Annotated in this window: 21 protein-coding genes and 1 tRNA gene; 6 read left to right on the top strand and 16 right to left on the bottom strand. The window is 70.7% G+C overall.

Annotated features, from left to right (window positions below; translation table 11 throughout):
- Both WG209_RS13125 and WG209_RS13120 read left to right on the top strand, forming a co-directional pair.
- Entirely contained in the window at positions 1-1536 is a 1536-nt protein-coding gene (locus tag WG209_RS13125) for a YifB family Mg chelatase-like AAA ATPase (protein ID WP_337175503.1), read from the top strand.
- A 259-nt stretch (positions 1537-1795) separates the two neighbouring features.
- Positions 1796-2260 (top strand): response regulator, encoded by a 465-nt coding sequence (locus WG209_RS13120; protein WP_337175502.1) that lies wholly within the window; start codon positions 1796-1798, stop codon positions 2258-2260.
- Positions 2261-2294: 34 nt separating this feature from the next.
- Here WG209_RS13120 and WG209_RS13115 read toward each other — a convergent pair whose 3' ends face one another.
- From WG209_RS13115 to WG209_RS13100, 4 genes are all read right to left on the bottom strand, one after another.
- Positions 2295-3242 carry a hypothetical protein gene (locus tag WG209_RS13115; RefSeq protein WP_337175501.1) on the bottom strand — a complete coding sequence of 316 codons (948 nt, stop codon included), beginning with the start codon at positions 3240-3242 and terminating at the stop codon, positions 2295-2297.
- A 5-nt stretch (positions 3243-3247) separates the two neighbouring features.
- Positions 3248-6736: an ATP-binding protein gene (locus tag WG209_RS13110; protein WP_337175500.1), complete on the bottom strand. Its 3489-nt coding sequence runs from the start codon at positions 6734-6736 to the stop codon at positions 3248-3250.
- A gap of 41 nt (positions 6737-6777) precedes the next feature.
- Positions 6778-8781 carry a beta-L-arabinofuranosidase domain-containing protein gene (locus WG209_RS13105; RefSeq protein ID WP_337175499.1) on the bottom strand — a complete coding sequence of 668 codons (2004 nt, stop codon included), beginning with the start codon at positions 8779-8781 and terminating at the stop codon, positions 6778-6780.
- A gap of 106 nt (positions 8782-8887) precedes the next feature.
- Complete coding sequence (locus WG209_RS13100) at positions 8888-9469, bottom strand: nucleoside triphosphate pyrophosphatase (RefSeq protein WP_337175498.1); 582 nt, start codon at positions 9467-9469, stop codon at positions 8888-8890.
- 149 nt (positions 9470-9618) lie between these two features.
- Between WG209_RS13100 and WG209_RS13095 the strand changes: the two genes are divergently transcribed.
- Entirely contained in the window at positions 9619-10023 is a 405-nt protein-coding gene (locus WG209_RS13095; RefSeq protein ID WP_337175497.1) for a BlaI/MecI/CopY family transcriptional regulator, read from the top strand.
- Between the two features lie 21 nt (positions 10024-10044).
- On the top strand, positions 10045-12024 hold the full coding sequence (locus WG209_RS13090) for a M56 family metallopeptidase (RefSeq protein ID WP_337175496.1): 1980 nt from the start codon (positions 10045-10047) through the stop codon (positions 12022-12024).
- Positions 12025-12112: 88 nt separating this feature from the next.
- On the opposite strand, the gene WG209_RS13085 is transcribed toward WG209_RS13090, so the two are convergent.
- The 7 genes from WG209_RS13085 to WG209_RS13055 form a co-directional block, all read right to left on the bottom strand.
- Positions 12113-12185: transfer RNA gene (locus WG209_RS13085), tRNA-Arg, on the bottom strand.
- Between the two features lie 61 nt (positions 12186-12246).
- Positions 12247-12828: a sigma-70 family RNA polymerase sigma factor gene (locus WG209_RS13080; RefSeq protein WP_337175495.1), complete on the bottom strand. Its 582-nt coding sequence runs from the start codon at positions 12826-12828 to the stop codon at positions 12247-12249.
- A gap of 153 nt (positions 12829-12981) precedes the next feature.
- The gene (locus tag WG209_RS13075) at positions 12982-13518 is read right to left on the bottom strand and encodes a cysteine hydrolase family protein (RefSeq protein ID WP_337175494.1); all 537 of its coding nucleotides are present in this window, start codon (positions 13516-13518) and stop codon (positions 12982-12984) included.
- A gap of 182 nt (positions 13519-13700) precedes the next feature.
- Entirely contained in the window at positions 13701-13934 is a 234-nt protein-coding gene (locus tag WG209_RS13070) for a hypothetical protein (RefSeq protein WP_337175493.1), read from the bottom strand.
- Positions 13935-14073: 139 nt separating this feature from the next.
- Positions 14074-14460, bottom strand: a complete 387-nt coding sequence (locus WG209_RS13065; protein ID WP_337175492.1) for an HU family DNA-binding protein — start codon at positions 14458-14460, stop codon at positions 14074-14076.
- Positions 14461-14565: 105 nt separating this feature from the next.
- The gene (locus tag WG209_RS13060; RefSeq protein ID WP_337175491.1) at positions 14566-15027 is read right to left on the bottom strand and encodes a hypothetical protein; all 462 of its coding nucleotides are present in this window, start codon (positions 15025-15027) and stop codon (positions 14566-14568) included.
- Complete coding sequence (locus tag WG209_RS13055) at positions 15024-15458, bottom strand: YkgJ family cysteine cluster protein (RefSeq protein ID WP_337175490.1); 435 nt, start codon at positions 15456-15458, stop codon at positions 15024-15026. Before WG209_RS13055 ends, WG209_RS13060 begins: the two co-directional genes overlap by 4 nt.
- Positions 15459-16071: 613 nt before the next feature.
- Between WG209_RS13055 and WG209_RS13050 the strand changes: the two genes are divergently transcribed.
- A complete protein-coding gene (locus WG209_RS13050; protein ID WP_337175489.1) occupies positions 16072-17211 on the top strand; it encodes an enolase C-terminal domain-like protein in 1140 nt (379 codons plus the stop codon).
- Positions 17212-17232: 21 nt separating this feature from the next.
- Positions 17233-18156: an amidohydrolase family protein gene (locus WG209_RS13045; RefSeq protein WP_337175488.1), complete on the top strand. Its 924-nt coding sequence runs from the start codon at positions 17233-17235 to the stop codon at positions 18154-18156.
- Positions 18157-18159: 3 nt separating this feature from the next.
- Here WG209_RS13045 and moaA read toward each other — a convergent pair whose 3' ends face one another.
- From moaA to WG209_RS13020, 5 genes are read right to left on the bottom strand one after another with little or no spacing between them, the layout of a single operon-like run.
- Positions 18160-19191: a GTP 3',8-cyclase MoaA gene (gene moaA / locus WG209_RS13040; RefSeq protein WP_337175487.1), complete on the bottom strand. Its 1032-nt coding sequence runs from the start codon at positions 19189-19191 to the stop codon at positions 18160-18162.
- A gap of 9 nt (positions 19192-19200) precedes the next feature.
- Complete coding sequence (locus WG209_RS13035) at positions 19201-19623, bottom strand: molybdenum cofactor biosynthesis protein MoaE (RefSeq protein ID WP_337175486.1); 423 nt, start codon at positions 19621-19623, stop codon at positions 19201-19203.
- Between the two features lie 17 nt (positions 19624-19640).
- Positions 19641-20486 carry an NTP transferase domain-containing protein gene (locus tag WG209_RS13030; RefSeq protein ID WP_337175485.1) on the bottom strand — a complete coding sequence of 282 codons (846 nt, stop codon included), beginning with the start codon at positions 20484-20486 and terminating at the stop codon, positions 19641-19643.
- Positions 20483-21508, bottom strand: coding sequence for an XdhC family protein (locus WG209_RS13025; protein ID WP_337175484.1), 1026 nt, complete (start codon positions 21506-21508; stop codon positions 20483-20485). Before WG209_RS13025 ends, WG209_RS13030 begins: the two co-directional genes overlap by 4 nt.
- 16 nt (positions 21509-21524) lie before the next feature.
- Positions 21525-22292, bottom strand: coding sequence for a hypothetical protein (locus WG209_RS13020; RefSeq protein ID WP_337175483.1), 768 nt, complete (start codon positions 22290-22292; stop codon positions 21525-21527).
- Between the last annotated feature and the right edge of the window lie 83 nt (positions 22293-22375).

Below are 22375 nucleotides of genomic sequence, written 5' to 3'. Positions count from 1 at the left end.
ATGCTCGCGAAGCTCTTCTCCTATACGCTGGTCGGGATCGACGCCGCCTCCGTCGAGGTGGAGGTCGACGCCGCGTTCACGTCCATGCCCAAGACGATCCTCGTCGGGCTGGCCGAGGCGGCCGTCAAGGAGAGCACCCACCGCGTCGAACGGGCGCTGGTGAATTCGGGCTACAGGCGGCCCGGCGACCGCGTCATCATCAACCTGGCGCCGGCGGACCTCAAGAAGGACGCCGGCGGCTTCGACCTGCCGATCGCCCTGGGGATCCTGGCCGCGAGCGCGCAGGTGGCGCTCGACCGGCCGGGGAACTTCGCGGTCGTCGGCGAGCTGGCCCTGACGGGGGAGACCCGGCCGATCAAGGGGGCCCTCTCCATGGCCCTCAAGGCCGCCGCCGAGGGCCGCGAGGGCATCCTCGTCCCCCGGGCCAACGCGGCCGAGGCGGCGGTGGTCGAGGGGATTGACGTCTACCCCGTCGGCAGCCTCGCCGAGGCCGTCGGCTTCCTCTCCGGCCAGCTCGACATGGATCCGGAGGCCGTCGACCTACACGAGATCTTCGCCAGGTCTTCTCACATGGAGGAGGATTTCACGGACGTCAAGGGGCAGGACTACGCCAAGCGCGCCCTGCTCATCGCGGCCTCGGGAAATCATAACTGCCTGATGATCGGCCCCCCGGGCACCGGCAAGACGCTGCTCGCTCGCCGGCTGCCGACCATCCTGCCGTCGCTGACCCCGTCGGAGAGCCTGGAGACGACCCGCATTTATAGCGCCATGGGGAAGCTCCAGCCGGGGCAGGCGCTGATGGCGGTGCGGCCGTTCTGCACGCCCCACCACTCGGTCAGCGACGCCGGCCTGGTCGGCGGCGGCAACCCGCCGCAGCCGGGGCAAATATCGATGTCCCACAAGGGGGTTTTGTTCCTGGACGAACTCCCCGAGTTCAACCGCAAGACGCTGGAGGTCCTGCGCCAGCCGCTGGAGGAGGGCCGCGTCACCATCAGCCGGGCGATGAACTCGGCCACCTTCCCGGCCGACTTCATCCTGGTCGCGGCCATGAATCCATGCCCGTGCGGCTATCGCTCGGACCCCCGGCGGTCGTGCAACTGCTCGCCGCCGCAGGTGGAGAAGTACCTCGGGAAGATCTCCGGCCCGCTGCTCGACCGGATCGACCTGCACGTCGAGGTGCCGGCGGTCCCGTTCACGCAGCTCGCCGAGATGCCCCCGGGGGAGACGTCCGAGGCGATCCGCGGGCGCGTCCTGGAGGCCCGCGAGCGCCAGGCGCATCGGTTCCGCGACGAGGGGACGCTGGTCAACGGCCGGATGACCCCGCGGCAGCTCCGCAAGCACTGCAAGCTCAAGCCCGAGGCGATGGGCATCCTCAAGGCGGCGATGGAGGAACTCGGCCTCTCCGCCCGCGCCCACGACAAGGTCCTGCGCGTCTCGCGCACGATCGCCGACCTGGAGGCCTCGGCCGACATCCAGCCCCAGCACATCGCCGAGGCCGTCGGCTACCGCTCGCTCGACCGCAGCGTCTGGATGTGAGCCGCACGTCGCGCGGTCCTCGGGACGGTCGGTCGGGATCCGCCTTCAGCATTCCGACGGATCTGGTAAAATCCGACGATGGACGGGGTTCGACGGCGCGGCGGTCGGGCGGCGCGGCCGGGGGGGTCGCCTTCGGGGCGGTTGCCGGCCGATAGAGGGTTCCGAGGCGTCCGGCCATCTCCCGTCTCGTCCATCCCGTCTCGTCCCGTTCGTTCGATCCCATCCGTCGGTCTGGGGATTGATTCTCCGCGAGGTCGCCTTGGAAGATCAGAAAAGCCGCCCCAAAATCTTGATCGCCGACGACAACCCCCAGAACGTCGAGCTGATGGAAGCGTACCTCGCCGACGTCGACTGCGACCTCCGCACGGCCCGCGACGGCGAGGAGACCCTGAAGGTCGTCGAGGAGTTCCGCCCCGACCTCATCCTCCTCGACGTCATGATGCCGCGTCTCTCCGGCTTCGAGGTCTCCCGCAAGCTCCGGTCCAACCCGGAGACCAAGGACATCCTCATCCTCATGGTCACGGCGCTGAACGAGGCGTCCGACTTCGAACGCGGCGTCCAGGCCGGCACCGACGACTTCCTCACGAAGCCCGTCAACAAGGTCGAGCTGCTCTGCCGGATCCGCAGCCTCCTGCGCGTGCGGCACCTGGAAGACCAGCTCGAACGGACGCTCGCCTACCTCGCCGAGTTCGAGTCGGCCAGCCGGTCGCCCCAGGGCCAGTAACGCGGGCCAGGGGCACCGGGCGGCATAACAGCGATCACCGGCGCGCGTTCGCGCGGACGACGGGGAGATCGGGCGGGAAGCAGCCCTCGAAGAACGCCCTCATCGGGCCGTCGAACATGGCCATGCGCGCGGCGCTCCATGTTGACTGGTTGCCGGTGGCGTAGACCAGGTACGTCCGCCCCTCCCACTCGAACAGGTCGACGTCCGAGTTGTTGATCCCCTCGCCGTCCGACGCCTCCAGGATCGGGTTGAGCGGGCTCAGCTCCCAATCGGCCAGATCCCTCGACCGCGCCAGGTACGACACCCAGCCCTTGTGGCCGGGGACCGCCGCGTGCAGGTAGATGACGTAGTAGTACGGGGCGACGTACCGGATCACCGGGCAGGCGCTGTATTCGCCCCCCTCGGCGACCCCCGCGAAGGTCAGTCCCGGAAGCTTCGTCCACGTCCGGAGGTCGGGCGAGCGGGCGAACTTGAAGCAGAAGCTCACCGGCTTGTTCGACTCGTAGGCCATCAGCCAGCCCTCGTCGTCGCGGCAGACGGAGACGTTCAGCAGAGCCTCGCCCGGGTCGGGCTCCAGCGCGATTTCCGACGTCCAGTCCTTGAGATCCGTCGAGGTGAAGCGGCGTATCTCGTGGAACCAATCCTGGTCGCCCCGGCTCCCGAAGACGTGCAGCGCCTTCCCGTCGACGACGGCGCTGGCGAACGAGTGGCCCTCGCCGAAACGCGCGATCTCCTGGCCCGTGACCAGGTCCTGGATGAAGAAATACATCGACCCCGCGTAGTCGGGCGTGTGGACCTTCGCGTCGTCGCGACGGTTGAGCACGAGCAAGGGGCGGCCGTCGAGCACGACCGGCGTGTTCTCCATGCCCCCGGCGATCGCGAACGGAAGCTTCACGAGGCGAGGGGACGCGGGGGCCTCGTCGGACGGGGGCGAGGCGGCGAGGAGGGCGGACAGCAGCATCGCCAGGGGGGCGGGCATCATTCGGTTCACTCCGTGGCGTCGCGGGCGACGGGGAGGACGACGCGGAAGCACGAGCCCTCGCCGGGGGTGCTCTCCACCTCGATGCGTCCCCCCTGGTCCAGCACGATCCCGTGGCTGATCGAGAGGCCCAGGCCCGTGCCGTCGCCGGCGGACTTGGTGGTGAAGAAGGGGTCGAAGATCTGGGCCAGGACGTCCGGCTCCATCCCGCAGCCGTCGTCGCGGATCTCCACGACGACCGCGTCGTCGCGGCGCGAGGTCTCCACGACGACCCGGCCGTCGCCTCGGCCGGCGGCGTCGATCGCCTGCATGGCGTTGACCAGCAGGTTCAGGATCACCTGGTTGAGCTGCGTCGGCGAGGCGGCCACGGGCGGGACGTCCTCCCCCTGGCGCTCGACGACGATGCCCCGGCGTTCGAGCCGGCCGCGGATCATCTCCAGCGCGGCGGCGATCGAATCCTGGACGTCGACCGCGACGGGCCCGCTCGGCCCCCGGTCGCCGCGGGCGAACCCCCTTAGATTGTGGACGATGTCCGCGACCCGGCGCACGCCCTGGCGGGTGCTGTCCAGGAGCTTGCCCAGGTTCTCCTTGACGTAGGCGAGGTCGCACTCCTCGTCGATCCGACGAATCTCCTCAACAAGTTCGGGGGGGAGGGAGGCCAGGCCGGGCTCGTGGCAGGCGAGGACTTCCAGCAGGGCGCGGACGTCGCGGTCCAGGACGGCGAGATTGTTGGAGACGTAGGCCAGCGGGTTGTTGATCTCGTGCGCGACGCTGGCCGACAGCATGCCGAGCGAGGCCAACTTCTCCGACTGCACGACCCGCGCGTGCATCTGGCAGCGGTCCTGGAACTGGCCGATCTGGGCGCCGAGGATCGCCGTCATGCCGAGCAGGTCGGCGTCCTCGGCGCGCTCATCTCGGCTGAAGAAGCCCAGCACGCCGACGCAGTCGCCGCGGAGCGTCACCGGCACGCCGAAGGCCGACCGCAGGCCCTCGGCGACCAGCACGCGACACGGGTCGCGGCCGTCGTCGGGGTGGTCCGCGGCCAGGTCGGCCACCCAGAGCCCGTCGCGCGCCTCCCACACCCTGCCGGCGAGCGACTCGCCCGGCGCGAGCGCGTGGCCGCGCAGCGCCTCGTCGATCGTCGCGCCGTCGGAGCCGACGCCGGGGGCGCGCCAGAGGGTCAGGAAGCGGGCGCGGCCGGCGGAGGCGTCGATCCGCCACAGGACGGCCAGGTCCCATTCCAGCCGCTCGGCCATGGCCTGGAGGATGCGGGGCGCCGCCTCCACCAGCGTCTCGGACTCGGCCAGGATGCGGGCCGTGGCGTACTCGACCGACAGCCTTAGCTCGGCGCGCTTGCGGGCCGTGATCTCCTGGAACACGGCCACGCCCCCACGGACGGCCCCCGCGTCGTCGAGCAACGGCCGCGCGTCGACCACCAGGCATCGCCCGCGCTGGAGGCTCGGGCTCCCTAGAAGCATCTCCATCGCCTCGATCGTCTCCCCGCGGCGGGCGCGGCTGAGGGGGAGCTCATCCGCGGGGAACGGCTCGCGGCCCCCGACCGGGTACATCGGCGTGCGCGGCTCCCAGAATTCCTCCCGCGCCGCGTCCCCCGGCGGCAGGCCGAGGATCCGGCGCGCGGCCGGGTTCACCACCGGCAGGCCCCCCTCGACATCGGTGACGACGACCCCCTCGCTCATGGACGCCAGGACCGATCGCAGGACCTCCGTCTGCACGCGGAGAGCGGCCTCGGATCGCGCCAGCTCGCCCGCGCGGCGGTCGAGATCCTCGTTGAGCCGCCGGACCTCCAGGATCTGGTGGAACCGCGCCAGCGCCCGGCCGGCGTGCCCGGCGAGGGTCTCCAGCGGCCGGAGATCCACGCGCGTCGGGTCGAGCGCGTCCAGGACGGCCACCTGGAGCGTCCCGAGCACCTCGCCCTCGTCGGCCATCGGCAGGACGATCAGCCCGCGGACCCCGGCGCGGGCGCTGGCCTCGTGGTCGCACGCCGGGTCGACGGTCGAGTCGGGCACGATCGCGACCTTCCCCTCGCGGACGACCCGCGCCAGGACGTCTCCGCCGTCGAGCGGGCGGACGGTCTCGGCGACGATCGCGGCCATCGCCCCGCCGCCCCGAGCGCCCCGGATCACGCCGGCCTCGCGGTCGACTAGCGAGATCATCGCCAGGTCGTAGCCCAGCCGCGAGCAGAAGGCCAGCACCGAGTCGAACGTCCGGTCGAGGGTCCGCTCGCCGGCCGGGGCGGTGGAGATGCGGAAGAAGGCGTCGAGCAGGTCGCGGACGGCCTCCAGGTCGGCGGTGCGCTCGCGGATCCTCGACTCCATGTCGGCGCGCGAGCGAGCCAGCTCCTCGGTCATCCGCGCGAAACTGGACTCCAGGACGCCGACCTCGTCGGCCGAGGCCACGGCGATCGGCGTGTCGAGCCGGCCCTCGGCCACGGCCTCGGCCGCCCCGGCCAGCCGGAGTATCGGCCGCGTCAGCCTGCGAGCCAGCACGTAGGAGGCGCCCAGGCCGATCACCAGGATCGTCGCGCCGATGGTCGTCATCAGCCGACGCAGCCGACGCACCGGCGCGTACGCCTCATCCTCGTCGATCTTGACCATCACGCCCCAGCCGGCGTATCCCAGCGGCCGATAGGCCGCCAGCACCTCCCTCCCGAACCGGTCCCTCGTCCGCGTCAGGCCCGACCGACCGGCGAAAGCCTCCCGCATCGGGAGCGAGCGGGACAGCGGGAACCGGATCAGCTCGGGGTGCTCGCGCGGGGGGAACAGGAACCGGACCGAGCCCCCCTCGGGGACGCCGATGAGGACCTCGCCGGTCTCGCCGAGCCCGCGCGGGTCGGCCAGCTCGGCGCTCACGCGGGCGAGGTCGATCAGCGCCCGGAGCCGGGCGAGTAGGGGGCCGGACCGCGAGGGGACCTCGGCCTCGAAGACCGCGGCCGGGCCCGCCGCCGCCGGCACGGGCGTGGCGAGATGTCCCCGGTCGCCACGCCCCGCTACTTCGGCGATCATCGCGAGGTCCGCCGGCTCGCCGCTCGTCGCCACGACCGCCCCGTCGGTCGTCTCCAGCCTCATCGCCCGGACGTCGCGCGCCGACTCGCGGACCTCCTCCAGGGCCGCCCGGAGGTCGGCGGCCTTCTCCTCCCGCTTCTCCGGCTCCGACCGCGAGAGCCGATCCATCAGCGCCCTCAGCCGGGACCGTCCGGCCATCAGCGTCACCCGCTCCCCCTCGCGATGGAGCGCCGTGAGCAGGAAGAACTGGCGATCGTCGGCGATCGCGGAGAGTCGAGAGTCGATCTGCTCCCTCACCAGGCCGCCGACGTAGAGGTGGCCGGCCGTCGTGAGCGACGCGGCCGTCAGCGCCACCAGGAAGCCGACGAACAGGGTCTGTCGCGCCACCAGCGACCGCCTGGGCCCCGCGCCGAGGGCCGGCGAGGACGCGGGATCGCCGGGGCTTGATGCCGGCTCGGTCGCCTTGGTGGTCATCCGCGTGCCTCCAGCGCCGTCGACGGGCCGGCCAGGTCGGGTCAGTCGCGCAGGGTCGGGAATTCGGTCACGCGCAGGTCGGTGCAGCCGTAAGGCGCGAGTCTTAGCGTCTCCGCAGGGAACTCGCTGTCGACGGGGCTCCGAGGCGGCGGCGCGGCGGCCGAGCCCTCCAGCCCCCAGCCCTCCAGCCGACGGCCCCGGACCTCGGCGACGACCCGCGTCCCCTCGGCCGAGAACGCCGGCGATCCCGCGGCCGGCTGGACGCGGCGGAAGGTCACGAAATCCCCGATGCTTCCCGGCGAGAGGTCGAGAGCGTAGTTCCAGGGAGCCTTCGGGAAGACCTCCCAGTCCGCGAATCGGGGACCGTCCTTCAGCTTGCGCCACTCGGCCTCGATCGGCATGGAGAAGACCAGCGGGCCGCGGAGGATCGCCGTGGAGCCGTTGAAGCCGCGATACGCCTCGGCCTCGGCGGGAAGCTCCAGGCGAATCGACTTCGTCCCGCTCCACTCGGCGTCCAGCGCGCGATAGCAGGCCTGGCGGTCGTCGCGCGCCACCCCTTCCGCGTCGCCGGTCCTCAACCTGGGGGGGCCGAGCGTGAACGGCGCGTCCGAGGCCGCCACCAGCGGCGTCCGCGTCCAGGACGGCACCCGCAGCTCCAGAGGGAATCGCGTCGGCTCCTGGACCGTCACCTGGATCTCGATGGCGTCGTCGAACGGATAGTCGGTCTTCACCTCCAGGCGGACCGGCTTCCCCTGGATCTCGGTGGTCACGACGCAGGGGGCGTAGGCCGCGACGGCCAGGCCGCCGGATGGCGTCTTCATCCACAGGTGGGTCGCCAGCTTGGGCCAGCCTTGGTGGAAGTTGGCCGCGCAGCAGCCGAAATTCGGCTCCAGGCCGAACAGGTTCGATTCCGGCCCGTTGGTCGCGAAGGGGTGCTCCCCCTCGCGCGCGCAGATCACCTGGTTCGCCTGCTGGTCGTATTGATGCGCCGTCATGTCCTTCTTGAAGGTCGCCGGGAGCGCGTTGTAGGCGATTCGCTCCAGGCGGTCGCCCAGCCGGGCGTCACCCAGGATCGCGATCGCCGCCTCCAGCGAATACATCGCCTCCACGACGGTACACAGTTCGGTCCCCTGCGACGGGCTCCGGCCGGCGACGTGCTCGTCGCAGGTGAAGATCCCGGTCGCCTGGCCGTGGAAGCGGTCCAGCACGTCGAGCATGTTGAAGATGGCGTCGCGATCCCCGGCATCCCCCGAGAGTCGCGACCGGACCGGGCCGAACTTCCATCCCATCGCCGTGTTGACGCCGTGGCTGAGCATGCCGAACCCGCTCGTCTGGCGGTCGGTCAGCCGGTAGTCCTCGAACTGCGCCCGCCAGTCATGGGCCTGCCCCATCGCCTTCCTCGCGGAGGCGACGAGCGTGGGCTCCTTGGTCCGGTCGTGGAGCGTCAAGAGGGCGAGGGCGTAATCGGCGGCGCGGACCTTGGCCCACTCGTACAGCGGCTTCTCGTCGAGCACGCGGTCGATCCGACCGGCGCACTTGACGAGCGCCGGGATCACGCGGGGGTCGCCGGTCGCCTGCTCGTACTGGATCAGCGCCTTGTAAAGCGGAAACAGTGGCCAGACGTCATACGGGGCGTGGCCCTGGCCGTCGCCGACGGGCCCGAGCCAGCCGTCGGGCTGCTGGTGGTCCAGGATGTAGTCGACATATCGCTTCGCCTTGGCCTTCAGCGAGTCGTCGTCCAGGAGGTAGGCCAGGGGCACGATCCCGTCGAGCCAGTACGGAACCCGCTCCCAGCCCTCGGCCTGGCCGCCGATCCAGGCGCTATCCTTGATGTCCGGCCAGTATTCGTCCAGGCTCCCCCCCAGGCCCTTCGCCTGCGTCTCGAGCTGGACCTTCAGCCATCCCGTCGGCCGGATCGCCCCGACGGGCAGCGGCTCAAGGGCGAGCGGGCGCGTGGCCGGGTCGCCCGCCGAGGCGACCGCACCCGACGACAGCCCGAGCGCCAGAACGGCCAGCCAGGCGAGACGGCGTGGGGTGCGTTTCATGGCGCTGGGGTCCCTTGGGGAGGGGAGGGCGGGGGAGGGGGCTCGCGGCCCGGCTTAATTGTAGCCCGACCCCGGCGGCCCCCGCCAGGATGGCGCGACCCGCCGCTCAGTCGAGCAGCGAAGGGTGCGCCGACAGCAGGGCGGCCAGGCGCTCCATCGGCAGGCCGACGACGTTCGAAAAGCTCCCCCGCGCCACCGAGACGAACGGGTCTCCGTCCTGCACCCCATAGGCCCCCGACTTGCCCTCCCATCGCCCGGAGTCCAGGTACGCGACGCGTTCCGCGTCCGACAGCGCCCGGAACCGCACGACGCTGACCTCCACCGCGCCCGCCCATTCGTCGCGGTCGCCGCGACGCAGGCAGAGCCCGGTGATCACGTCGGCGTCGCCCCCTTCCTGGAGCCGGATCATCCGCTCCGCGTCGGCCCGGTCGACCGGCTTGTTGAGGATCTCGCCCCCCACGACGCAGACCGTGTCGGCCGCCAGGATCAGCCCCGACCCGCGCCGACGGGCCACCGCGCGAGCCTTCCGCCACGCCAGCCCCGCCGCGTACTCCCCCGGCTCGACCCCCGCGTCCGGCCCCGGCTCGTCCACGTCCGAAGGGTCGACCTCGAACGCATAGCCCGCCTCCTCCAGCAGTTGCCGCCGCCTCGGCGACGCGCTCGCCAGGATCAACCTTCGTGCGATCATCGGACCCCCTCTATCCGCCCGACCGAGCAACCGCCTCGCCGCCTCCCCAGGATATTCCGCGACGCCCGCCGAACAACACCTTGACGCCCAAGACGCGCCGTCTTAGGATGCGGTCAAGACAACTCGTCTGAGGCAGGAGGGCCGGTGAGATGGGCCGTGACGACGTGGACGTGACCGACGCCGAGCTGGCGTTGTTGACGGCGCTCTGGGACGACGGGCCGGTGCCGATCCGGCGGCTCGCGGAGGGGGTGTACGGCGACGGCGGGCCCTCGGCCTACGCGACCGTGCAAAAGTTGCTGGAGCGGTTGGAGCGGAAAGGCTGCGTGGCGCGCGACCGCACCGGGAGCGTCCACGTCTTCGCGGCGGCCGTCGACCGCGGCGAGCTGATCGGCCGTCGGCTGCGCGCCGTGGCCGATTCGCTCTGCGGCGGCTCGTTCACGCCGCTGTTGACGCATCTCGTCGAGGGCCGGGGGCTCTCGGCGAAGGACCGCGACGAGCTGCGGTCGCTCATCGACCGCCTCGACCGCGGCAAGCAACGACGACCGGGGGCCTGACGCATCAAGGGGAGTCCCGCCATGGAAGACTTGATGCGCGTCGCCCTGTCCAACGCCGTCACCGCCGCGGCGATGGGGGCCGTCGTCGCGACGCTGGCCCCGCTGCTGTCGCGACGCCCCGCCGTCATGCACGCCCTCTGGGCGCTTGTCCTACTGAAACTGGTGACTCCGCCGCTATTCGAGATCCCGGTCGGCCGGTTCGAGGCCGAGAAAGCGACGGCCGAAGTCTCCCCGCTCGTGCCGCTGGAGGCCTTGGATCTGGACGTCATGACGTGGGCATGGGTCGATCCGCCCGAGTTGGTGGCGTTCGACCCCGCGGTCGAGACGCCGGCGATGGCCGAGCCTCCGTCATGGTCGTTCGACGCCGCGACGGCCTGGCGGGTCGGCGGCGGTGTGTGGCTGGCGGGGGCGCTGGCGACGGCCGTGCTAGCCGGCTGCCGGATCGTCCGGTTCCAGCGAGGGCTGAGAGACGCCACGCCGGCGGGATGGGCGGTCGAGGACGAGGTCGCCGAGCTGTCGGCCCGGATGGGGCTGCGACGATCCCCCCTCGTCGCCGTGGTCGACGCCCGAGTCGCGCCGATGCTCTGGGGCCTGGGGGGGCGACCTCGGCTGATCCTCCCCCGGTCGCTGTGGAAGGGGCTGGACGCGCGCCGCCGGACCCTCCTTCTCGCCCACGAGCTGGCCCACCTGAGGCGCGGGGACCACCTCTGGCGGTTCCTCGAACTGGCGGCGACGGTCCTGTACTGGTGGCACCCGGCCGTCTGGTGGGTCCGCAAGGCCTTCCGCGACGCCGAGGAGCGATGCTGCGACGCCTGGGTCGTCTGGATGTTCCCCGACGACGCCCGCGCCTATGCCGAGACCCTGCTCGACACGGTCGATTTCCTGAACCCGGGCGCCGAGCCGGCCCCGCTCCTGGCGAGCGGATTCGGCGAGGTCCGACACTTGCGAAGGAGGCTGACGATGGTCATGAGAGGCACGACCCCCCGGACGCTGGGATGGAAGGGATCGCTCGCCGCGCTTGGGCTGGCCGGCGTCCTGCTGCCGATGGGCCCCACCTGGGCCCAGAAGGCGAACGAGGCCGAATCGCTCGTCTCGGTCACGGTCACCGACGACCCTTTCGACGGAACGGTCATCGTCGCCGATCGGGTCGAACGGGAAGGCGACGTCCTGACATTCTACGCCGAGGCCGTCGACGGCGAGACGAAGACCATCCACGCGCTCGCCGACGGTAAGCTGAAGACGATCCACGTCGACGGCCCCGTCGCGATCAATCGCGGGGCCGACACCATAGCCGTCGCCACGGTCGTCGATGACGAGAAGGACGACCCCAGGGAAGAAGACGACAGGAAGGACAAGGCCGAAGGCCGCAAGATGCGCTTCGAGTTCCGCGGCGCGCCCGATCAGGCCAGGGAGGGGATCAAGAAGGCCGTCGATGAGCTGAAGGGCAGGATCCGGGAGTTGGAGTCGAAGGAGCCCAGGGGCGAAGACGCCGACGGCCAGATCAAGGCCCTGAAGTCGGCCCTGGAGGCCCTCGAGAAGCTTCAGGCCGGAGGCCCGGGGACCATCAACTTCACGGGCCCGATGCCCGGCGACGTCATCATCGCCCGGCCCGATCCGTTCGCCGCCGGCCGCGGCGATCGCGACGAGAAGAAGCTCGCCGCGGCGGCCCGGCGTGTCCATGAACTTCAACAAGAACTCGCCCGCAAGCAGCGGGAGACGGCCGAGACCATGAGGAGGCTGGGCGAGGCCCAGAGGGAGATGGCCGAGGCCGGCGGTGGTTGGGCCGGCTTCCGGCCCCCCGCCGGGTTCCCGTTCCAGGCCGCCCCCCGCGTCGCCGAGGGCCGCGCCATCCTCCGCGCCCCCGACCGCGCCGAGGACAAGGAGCGTATCGACGCCCTGGAACAAAAGCTCGACCGGGTGCTCAAGCAGCTTGAGGGCCTGAACAAGCCCGAGCCGGAGGGCAAGGACAGGGAGCAGGCCGAGGACAAGGCTAAGGGCTGAGACGACCAGGAGGCCGTTTCATCCATCGCGACGCGGCCGGGGAGTTCCCGCCGCGTCGCGTCGATTTCGAAGTAACCGGAGAAGGGAGTGCCCTCGGCAGGATTCGAACCTGCAACCTTCTGATTCGAAGTCAGTGACTCTATCCGTTGAGCTACGAGGGCCTGGGGAGAAAGTATAGCGATCGGGCGGGGAGAGGCAACAGGCGAGGGAAGGATTCCGGGGTCAGCCGGTCTTCTGGGACGACTGGGCGGCGCGTCGCATGCGCTTGCGGGCCCTGGCGAGGATCGGGCCGACGGAGTTCTCGGAGATGCCGAGCTGCTTGGCGATGTCGCGGTAGTTCATGTACTTGAGGTGGTAGAGCCGGACGACCTGGGCCTCCTTCTCCGGGAGCTCGTCCAGGATGCGTTCGACCTCCTCGGCCGAGGCGATGGCCTCGGCCTCGCCGGAGAGGTCGCTGACGACCTCGCGGTGGGCGCTGGCGTGGCCAAGCTCGGCGGCGCGCTGGCGTCGGATCATCTCGCGGACGCAGACGCGGCGGGCGATGACCGTGAGGTAGGTCGGCAGCGAGCTGAGTCCCTTGTATCGTCGCAAGACCTCGTAGTCGTCGTCCACGATCGCCAGGAGGATCTCCGCGGCGATGTCCTCGGTGTCGGCCTCGCTGAGCAGCCGGCTCCGCGAGTGCGCGACGTGGTGGATCACGTGGTGGATCAGGCCGGCGTAGCGATCGACGAAGTCATTCCACGCGCCCGGTTCCTTCCCCAGGCACCGGTCGATCAGTCCGCGATCAAGGTCGCTCAGGGGCACGGGACGCCTCCTCGGGGAGAAGCAGGCCCTCGACAGGGACGGACGCGCAAACTCATGGGCGCACTGGCTATCGGAGTTAATTGTAGCACGCGCCCCCGCATCGGCAACCGGCGGCGCCCCGGGTTTATCCGGCGATCGTGACGGTCGAGACGGTTACAGGCGGCGGAGCCAGGCCGACGAGGGGACGACCTCGCTGAGGAACTGTTGCTGCGCGCAGAGGATGGAGCGCTGCAACTCCTCGGCCGTGACCCGCCCCGCCGCGTTCTCCAGGTCGAGCGTGCCGGTGGCGTCGCTGAGGAATTCGGATTTGAGGCCCAGGTGGGCGGCCTGCCGGGCGGTGGTGTCGCAGCACATGTGGGTCATGTAGCCGGCGATCGTCACCGTGTCGATTCCCCGCTCGCGGAGCCAGGCCTCCAGGTCGGTCCCGGTGAAGCTCCCCGGCATCTCCTTCTGGACGAGGAGGTCGCGCGGGCGCGCGGCGATCTCGGGGTGCAGCTCCCAGGCGGGCGTCCCCTTGCGGAAGATCGGCCCCTGATCGGCGCCGTGCTGGATCACGACGACGGGGATCTTCCCCTCGGCCGCGTCCATCACCTCCAGGATCCGTCCCAGGTGCCCGACCGGGTGGGTGATCGGCAGGGCACCGGTGAAATATTCGTTCTGCACGTCGATCACGAGGAGGGCGCGTGACATCGGGGCGGCTCCGGGGGACTGGATCGTCCCGGGTCGTACCGGGGTAATCAAGGTTGGCTCGCCGGGGCGGGCGGGTTTCGTGATTGTCGGATGGGAGCGGCCGCTGGCCAAGTAAAAAAGGCCGGCCCCCGGGGTGCGGGGGTCGGCCTGGGGTGTCGACGAGCGATTCGCGACGGGCTGGATCAGGGCCCGAGGCCGCCGTGGGTCCGGAACGGCGTCATGTGCGACGGTTGATCGAGGAGCCAGAAGCGCTCCCAATCATCGCCGGCCTGACGGAGGTTCTCGGACTCGTTCAGGAGTTGTTCCACGCGCCTGGGTTTGTATGCCGCGTATCTCGGCAGCGGCACCGGCGCACAGCCCTCGAACAGGGCGAGGGAGGCGACCATGATGGCCAGGGCCGCCAGAAATTTTCGCATGTCGGGCTCCTCCCGCCTACGTCATCGCTCGGGCCGGTCGCGCCACGCAGTCCTTGCGTGGATCCGTCCCGGGCTCCGTTGGGGCGTCCGCCGAGTCGCGGCCGAAGTCGACGCGTCGGGAGGAGTTAGGGCCCCTCGATCAACGCGCCGGTGGTTCGGTCGCCGGCTCGACGCTTCCGTTGCCCTCTAGATCGGCATCGGGGGCTTCTTCCAATAGAGGAAGATTGTCGGGATCCATCTTTCGCACCAGTTCTTCCATTTCCTTGCCCGGCTTGAAGGTCACCACGTTCTTGGACGGGACGTAGACCTTGTCGCCGGTGCGGGGGTTCCGAGCCTTGCGCGGCGCCCGCTGCTTGACCTCGAAGACGCCGAAGTTGCGCAGCTCGATCCGGCCTTCGGTGACGAGAGTATGGATGATCGCGTCCAGGGTGCGCTGGACGATATCCTTGGTCTTGAGCTGGGTGAGCCCGATGTCATCGGAGATTTTCTTCACGATCTCTTTTTTGGTCACGATGGCGATCTCCACGAAGGCGCGGGCGGCTCGCTGGGAGGCCGAGATGCCTCAAATGTATTGGCCACATGGATTAGTGTCAAGCAAAAACCCCGCCGCGGGGGCCTACGCGGGGCCGGTTTACGACTCGGCGGCGGGCGACGGGGGGGGGCGGAATCCGCCGTTTTCGGCGGCTTCGCGGAGGTGATCGCGCAGGGGGCCGTAGCCCCACGGCCAGCCTCGGTCGGCGACCAGGGCCTTCATCCGGGAGATGAACCGCTCGGTGATCTCGGGGGCCCGTCCCTCATAGGCCGGGTCGCAGAAATAGACGCGACATCCCAGCGGCCGGGCTTCCCGCGCCGTGCAGCGGCCGGCGTGGTCCTGCCAGGGGCAAGTCTGGCCGTCGTCGAGCGGCCGCGACGGGGGCGGCGCGTCGGCCAGCAGCAGGGCGGCCTCGGGGGCCGAAAGGAACAGCGTGTGGCCGTACTCCTCGAATCGGCAGCAACGCCCGCTCAGCGCGCAGACGGGCGCCGCCTCGGCCACGGCCGCGTCCAGTTCCCTATAGAGGATGCGCAGCGGGTCGCGGACGTCGTCGGCCGTCATGAGCGCGTCTTCCCGATCGACGCGACGATCTCCTCGGCCGAGTAGAGACGACCCTGGCCCGACCCGGGGCAGATCTGGGTGACGTTCTCCCAGTCCTCGGGGGTGTCAACGTTCTCGGGCCAGAACGGCCATGTCCGGCACTGGACCGGGCGGGCCTCGTACACCGTGCAGCCGACGCCCCGCTCCCAGAAGACGCAATCGCCGCCGGGACGCTCGATCAAGCTGTAGCGGCGGCCGACCTTGCGCACGAACTTCATCGAGAACTCGTCCGGCGTGTCGCCGCGATGCGCGGCCAGCGCCGCGATCTCGTCCGCGTCGACCCAGACGTATCCCGGCGCGCCGGTGCAACAATCGCCGCACCGAGTGCAGGTGAACGACAGTCCTTCCTTGTACCAGGGCTCGCGCGCGGGGCCGCCGCTCATGATGTCCATCAGCGTCTCGGGGGCTTCGTCGTGGGTGGGGTGCGTACGATCACTCTAGCAACTCGGGCCCGCCGCGACAATTGCGACGGCGCGACGCCCGTCGGGCCGGCTCGTCCGCGTGGCCTCGCTGGCCGACGGATCCGAAAAGAATCCCGGAAACATGAAATTGCCGGAACCCGATCGCGGATCATTCGGGGGATGGCTGATCGTGCTCCTTGGCAATTTGGATTCGGACGGAGGGAAGCGGGAGCGATTCCCGAGCCCCCGGCTTCGCCGTGACTGACGGGCACATGCGTGGCCTTGCTCGGCCCGCCGAGCCGACTGGCGGCTGCCGCGGGAAACCACTTCGAAATGACGAACGAAGCCAACTCCAATTCGATGCAAGTCACCGACAATCGAGGGTTAAAGTGATGAGCAACGGTGACTCGGTCGGACGAACGAAGCCAACTTTCCTGGCCTCCGAGTCGGGCCGCCGACGAGGGTGGTCGGGGGGAGTTCGGCGCTGACCCGCCTTCGAAAGTGGAAAGGCATGGAACGCGCTGGAGTTGTGATAAGCTGGACGGCGACGTTCGGGGGCCCCGGGGGCCGTCGACGCCATCCGGCAGGTGAGGAGGGAAGCGGCGTGTTCACAGCCACCAGCCCCGTCGAGCGGGTCGTCGCCACGCGGATCCAGTTGCCGATGAAAGCCCCTCGGCCCGACGTTGAGGGGGAAGCGTCGGTGAAGGACGCCGTCCTCCTGACGCTGGAGACTTCCTCGAGCCTCGCCCACGGCGAGGCTTCGCCGCCGCCGGGCTCAACCGCCCTGGTCGACGAATGCTGGGCCGAGCTGACCGACCTGATCGCCCCCCGGCTCCTTGGCCTGTCGGTCGAGCGCACCGAGCGCATCGCGGAGGCCGCCGCGAGCTGGGGCGCGGGCCCGATCGCGACCGCCGGCGCCGAGACCGCCCTCTGGGATCTCCTGGGCCAGGAACATCACGCCACGGTCGCCCAACTCCTGGGCGCCGACGACGCCCAGATCGGGCTCGGCGCCGAGGCGGGCCTGGTGATCGGCTCGTATCCGTCGGTCGTGGAGCTGCTCCAGGCCGTCGAGGCCCACCTCGTCGAGGGCTATCGGCGGGTCAAGCTGCGCATCGCGCCGGGGTACGACCTGGAACTCGCCCGCGCCCTGCGATCGCACTTCCCGGACGTCGAGCTGATGGTCGACGGAGGTGGCGCCTTCACCGCGGTCGACGCCGACCTGTTCCGCGCGATGGACGAGCTCGACCTCGTGATGATCGAGCAGCCCTACGCCGCGGGCGACCTGGACGCCATGGCGGAGTTGCAAGCGTCCCTGATCACGCCGATCGGCCTTTGCGAGTCGGTCCACGCGCCGGGAGCGACGGCCGAGGCGATCCGTCGCGGCGCCTGCAAGATCGTCTGCCTGAAGCTCCAGCGCTGCGGGGGGTTGGCCGCCGCCCGGACCCTGCACGACCTCTGCTTCCAGCACGGCGTCGGCTGCTGGGTGGGGGGTACGGCGGAGCTGGGGCTGGGCCAGGCGTTCAACGTCCATCTCGCGACCCTCCCCAATTGCAAGTACGCCTCCGACCTGGAGCCCAGCGCCCGGTGGTTCGTCGACGACGTGGTCGCGCCACCGTTCGAGATGTCCACCCCCGGCTGGTTTTCCGTCCCGTCGCGACCGGGCGTCGGCGTCCAGCTCGACCTTTCCAGGCTGCACCGCTACCAGGTCGACCGCCGGGAATTCACCCGGACCACGACCGCCTGAGCCGATCACAAGGAGCCCCGCATGCCGCCGACCCGACGCGAATTCCTGGGCTGGACCGCCGCCGCCGCGACCGTCGCGACGGCCTCGGGAGGCGCCGCGCCGACCGAGCCGATCGTGGATTCCCACGTCCACATCTGGGACCTCGCGAGGATTCGCGCCCCCTGGATGAAGGGGTCCGGCCTGGAGCAAGACGCCCGGTGGGCCGAGTATCGCGAGGCCGCCGCCGGGCTAGACGTGGCGAAGATCGTGTACGTGGAGATCGACGTTGCGCCGGCCGACCACCCGCTGGAGGCCCGGCTCGCAATCGAGCTTTGCCGCGACCCGTCCAACCCGATCGCGGGGGCGGTGATCGGGGGGCGTCCCGCCGACGACGATTTCGCCGCCTACATCGAGCCGCTGGCGAAGGACCCGGCGGTCAAGGGCCTGCGCCAGGTGCTCCACGGCGGCACGCCCCCCGGCACGTGCGTCGAGCCCTCGTTCGTGCGGGGCGTCCGGAAGCTCGGCGAGGTGGGCCTCTGCTTCGACCTCTGCATGCGACACGCGGAGCTGGCCGACGGGGCGAAGCTGGTCGAGTCCGCGCCCGAGACGTCGTTCGTCCTGGACCACTGCGGCAACCCGCCGATCTTCGGCGACCTGACCGCGTGGAAGAAGGACATCGACCGGATGGCGAAGTCGCCCAACGTGGTCGGCAAGGTGTCCGGGCTGGTGTCGCAGGCCCAGGGGCGGGAGTGGTCGGACGAGGACCTGGCGCCGGTGGTGCTGCACATGCTGGAGGCGTTCGGCCCCGACCGCGTGCTGTACGGGAGCGACTGGCCGGTCTGCACGCTGGGGGCCCCGATGACCGCCTGGGCCGAGTCGCTCCGCCGGATCACGGCCGATCGCCCCGAGGCCGAGCGTCGTAAGCTCTGGCACGACAACGCCGCGAGGGTCTACCGGCTGGGCTGATCGTCAGCCGCCGATCGAGTGCATCGGCCGGTCGGGCTGCACGAACCGCGCGGTGTTGATCTCGTGCCCCTCCCACTTGTCCGCGATCGAGGCCCGGACGGCGTCGGCCAGGGCCTCGGCCGGCGCCCCCGACCGCAGTAGCGCCCGGATGTCGGTCTCTCCCAGCGCGAACAGGCAGTTGCGGATCTTGCCGTCGGAGGTCAGCCTCAGCCGGTTGCAGCTCATGCAGAACGGCCGGCTGACCGACGCGATCATCCCGACCCGGCCGTCGCCGTCGAGGTACTCGTACTCCATCGCCGGGGCGCGGGGGTCCTGGTCGGGCGCCGGGGCCAAAGGGCCGACCTCGCGGGCGAGCACGTCGAGGATCTCCGCGGCGGGGACGACCTTCTCGCGCTCCCAGGAATGCCCGGCGTCGAGCGGCATGTACTCGATGAACCGCATCCCCAGCCCATGCTCGCGGGCGAACCGGGCCAGCGGGGCCACGTCGTCCTCGTTGAAGCCACGGATGATGACCGCGTTGATCTTGATCGGGTCGAAGCCGGCCCGCTTCGCGGCCATGATCCCCTCGATCGTCGCGTCGAGCCCCGGCCGCCGCGCCAGACGCTGGAACCGATCGGCGTCGAGCGTGTCCAGGCTGATGTTGACGCGTCGCAGGCCGGCGTCGCGCAGCCGCTCGGCCATCGGCGCCAGGAGCATGCCGTTGGTCGTCATCCCGACGTCGGCGATGCCCGGGATTCCGACGAGCATCCCGACCAGGACATCCAGGTTTTTGCGCAGCAGCGGCTCGCCGCCGGTGAGCCGAAGCTTGTCGATCCCCAGGGGCGCGACGATCGCCACGAACCGGGCGATCTCCTCGAAGCTGAGAAGACGCTCGCGGGGCATGAACTCGACCTGCTCCGGCATGCAGTAGACGCACCGGAGGTTGCAGCGGTCGGTGACGCTAATCCGCAGGTTGTTGTGGACGCGCCCGAACGAGTCCATCAGCCTCGGGGCCGCGGTCCGCGTCATCGTGTCGTGCGTCTGAGGTAGGCTCATAATGCCATTCTACCGGCCTTCGAGCCCGGGATGGATCCATTCCTCGCGGCCGTCGGCCCATCGCTCACGTTTCCAGATGGGGACGACTTCCTTGAGCGTGTCGATCAGCCATCGGCAGGCTTCGAAGGCGTCGGCGCGATGGGGGCAGCTCACCGCGACGACGACGCTGACGTCGCCGAGGCCCAGCGTCCCCACGCGATGGGCGAGGGCCAGCTCGATGATCGGCCAGCGGCGGCGGGCCTCGGCCTCCAACTCGGCGAGCTTCTTGGCGGCCATCTCCGGGTAGGCCTCGTACTCCAGGTGGACGGTGCGGCGGTCGCCGGTCATCTCGCGGACAGTCCCCAGGAAAGTGCAGACGGCGCCGGCGTTGTCGTGGCGCACCCGCTCCGTGAGCGCCGCGTGGTCCAGGGGGGTATCGGTGATCTCGACCATGGGGGCCTTTCAGGGGCTCAGCGTTGGCCGCCGCTGACGGGTGGGATCAGGGCGAGTCGGGCGTCGGGTGGGAGCGGGGCGGCGTCGTCGGCGTACTCGTCGTCCACGGCCACGCGGACGCTCGTCGCGAGGGTCGCCAGCGCGGGGTGCTGTTCCGCCAGGGCGCGGCGGAGGTCGCCGACGGTCGCGGGGCAGGGGAGGGCGACCGTCACCTCGACCCTCCCGGCGCGCTGGCGGGCGACGGCGAAGAGGCGCACCGGCCACGTTCGAAGCCGCCGCGCGTCGTCGGGGGTGTCCATGTCGCCCAGGACCGAATCGGTCTCCATCGGGACGGGGTCGATCATGTCGGCATGGGTTACGAGTAATTGATTGACGCCGACGCCCGGGGGCAGGTCGCGGACGGCGCGTAGCATTGGCCAGGGGAAGACCGGGGGATGGCCGCGACGCCCACCGAACGTCGGCGCCATGATACGATCCGGCCGCGCCCGCCAGGCGTCGACCAGCCGGGCGACGGTCCCCGCGCCGAGCCTGGGGCTGTCGGCCGGGACGATGAGGACGGCTCGCGGGGGGGGATCAAGGCGGTCGATTTCGGCGACGCCCAGCTCGATCGAGTCGCGCATAGACTCGGGACGGGTCGACGGGCTGAGCACGACGGCCCCCGCGGCCTCCGCGGCGTCGGCCACGGCGGGGCCTTCCGGGGCGTCGGCCGGCGGCGCGACGACCACCACCCGGTCCACGCCCGCCTCGATCAGCGTCGCGACGACCCTGGCGATCAGCGGGCGGCCGTCGAACTCGATCAGGAGCTTGGGACGTCTCATGCGCAGGCTCGCGCCGGCGGCCGGGACGATCGCGGCGATGGTCATGGCTGCTTCGTCCTCGCGCCGAGGTTGCGGCGGGCGATCAGCTCGGCCACGATGCTGACGGCGATCTCCGGGACGGTCCGCGAGCCGATGTCCAGCCCCACCGGCGCGCTGACGCGGGCGAGGGCCTCGTCCGAAACCCCCCGCCCGCGGAGGGCCTCGAAGATGAGCCGGATCTTGCGGCGGCTGCCGATCATCCCGACATATCCCGCGGGCTTCGGCGCGGCGACCCCCAGCGCCTCCTGGTCGTGGCCGTGGCCCCGCGTGACGATCAGGATGAAGGTATGAAGGTCGGCCTCGATCGACGCCAGGGTCTCGCCGATCGGGCCGACGAGGAGCCGGCCGGCGGCGGGGAACCGGTCGGCGGCGGCGAAGCGGTCGCGATCGTCGAGCACCCAGACGTCGAAGTCGACCTCGGTCGCCAGCGCCGCGACGGCCTGCCCGACGTGCCCCGCGCCGACGATAACCAGCCGGACCCTCGGCAGCGACGGGAGCCAGGCGACACCCCGCTCGACGCGGGCGCGGGGGCGTTGCGTCAGCGGCGCGGGACTAGCTTGCAGCGTCGCGTCCCCGGCCAGCACGCTGCCTTCGGCGTCGAACAGCGTCCGACGCCCCAGCGACGGCGACTCGGGCGTCGTCACCACGGCCTCGGTGAAGCCGTGGCCGCCGTCGATCGCCTCGGCCAGCGCGCGGAAATAGGAGAGCGGGGCGTCGCCGCGGAAGGCTTCCACCACCACGGTCATCCGGCCGCCGCAGACGAGCCCGTCGGCCCAGGCGTCGTCGTGGTCAAGGACGAAGGAATGGACGCTGGCCCCGGGCTCGCGCAGCCTTCGCAGGGCTTTCAGCTTGACCTCGTTCTCGACGCAACCGCCGCCGAGCGTCCCGACCTGGCCGCCGTCGGGCAAGACCAGCATCGCGGCGCCGGCCTTCTGGGGCGTCGACCCCCGGGTCTCGACGACCTGGCAGAAGGCGGACTCTCGGCACCCCTCCAGCGCGGCGACCAGTCGTCGTATCACGTCCCGCATCGGTCCACGTCCCTCGTCAACGCGGGCTCGCCGCGGCACCGGCGTCCGCGGGCTTGGCGTCGGACTTCCGCGGCCCGGTCGTCGGCCGCTTGGGCCGGATCTTCAGGATCCCCTTGGCCCACTTGCCGATCTTATCCGACTCCTCCGACGGGCCGAGCTGGTAGGAGAATTTCCTGGGCCACCCGGCGTCCTCGAGCGCCTTAAGGGTGCCCGGCTTCTCGCGGACCTCCTGGTAGCGATCGACGAGGGCGTCGTAGGCGTCGTTGACCTTGCGCACGGCCTCCTGCGCCTGGTCCATGGCCATCCGCGCGCCAACTTGCGCCGCCTGTCGTTGCTTCTCCGTGGGGAGTTGCTTCTTCGCCTGGGCGATCTGCTTGCGGACTTGATCCGCCTGCCGCTGGCTTTCGCGGATGTTGGCGTTCGCCTGGTTGCGATAGTAACGCGAGTAGCGGTTGCGACCGCCCCCCATCCCCGCCGCCGTCGAACGCGCGGCGGCGATCTCGGCCTGGAGCTGCTGCTCGCCCGCCTGGAGGTCCATGACGCCCTGTTCCATCATCGCGGCGCCCTCGATCTCGGCGAGGGCCTGGCGGGCCTCGTCGCGGGCGGCGACGGCCTCGCGGTACAGTTCGCGAAGTTCCCGCTCGGCGTCGGCGAAGACGTAGCGGGTCTTCTCGGCTTCCAGCCCCATCTCCGTCAACAACGCGTCCGGCGCGGGGGCCTCCTGGGCCGTCGCGGCGGCGGTCGTGACCATGGCCAGGCCGAGGATCATTGCGCGCGTGAGCATGGATTCGCCTCCCGATCGCCGCGGACGACCGCGGCGCGTCGGCCCCATTATAGCGCCGATGGAGGCCACCGGGCCAACCCGCC

The sequence above is a fragment of the Paludisphaera sp. genome (assembly GCF_037189885.1).
GTDB lineage: Bacteria > Planctomycetota > Planctomycetia > Isosphaerales > Isosphaeraceae > Paludisphaera.
The sequence above is the reverse complement of the archived record's forward strand: the minus strand, read 5'-3'. Positions and strand labels throughout refer to the sequence as shown.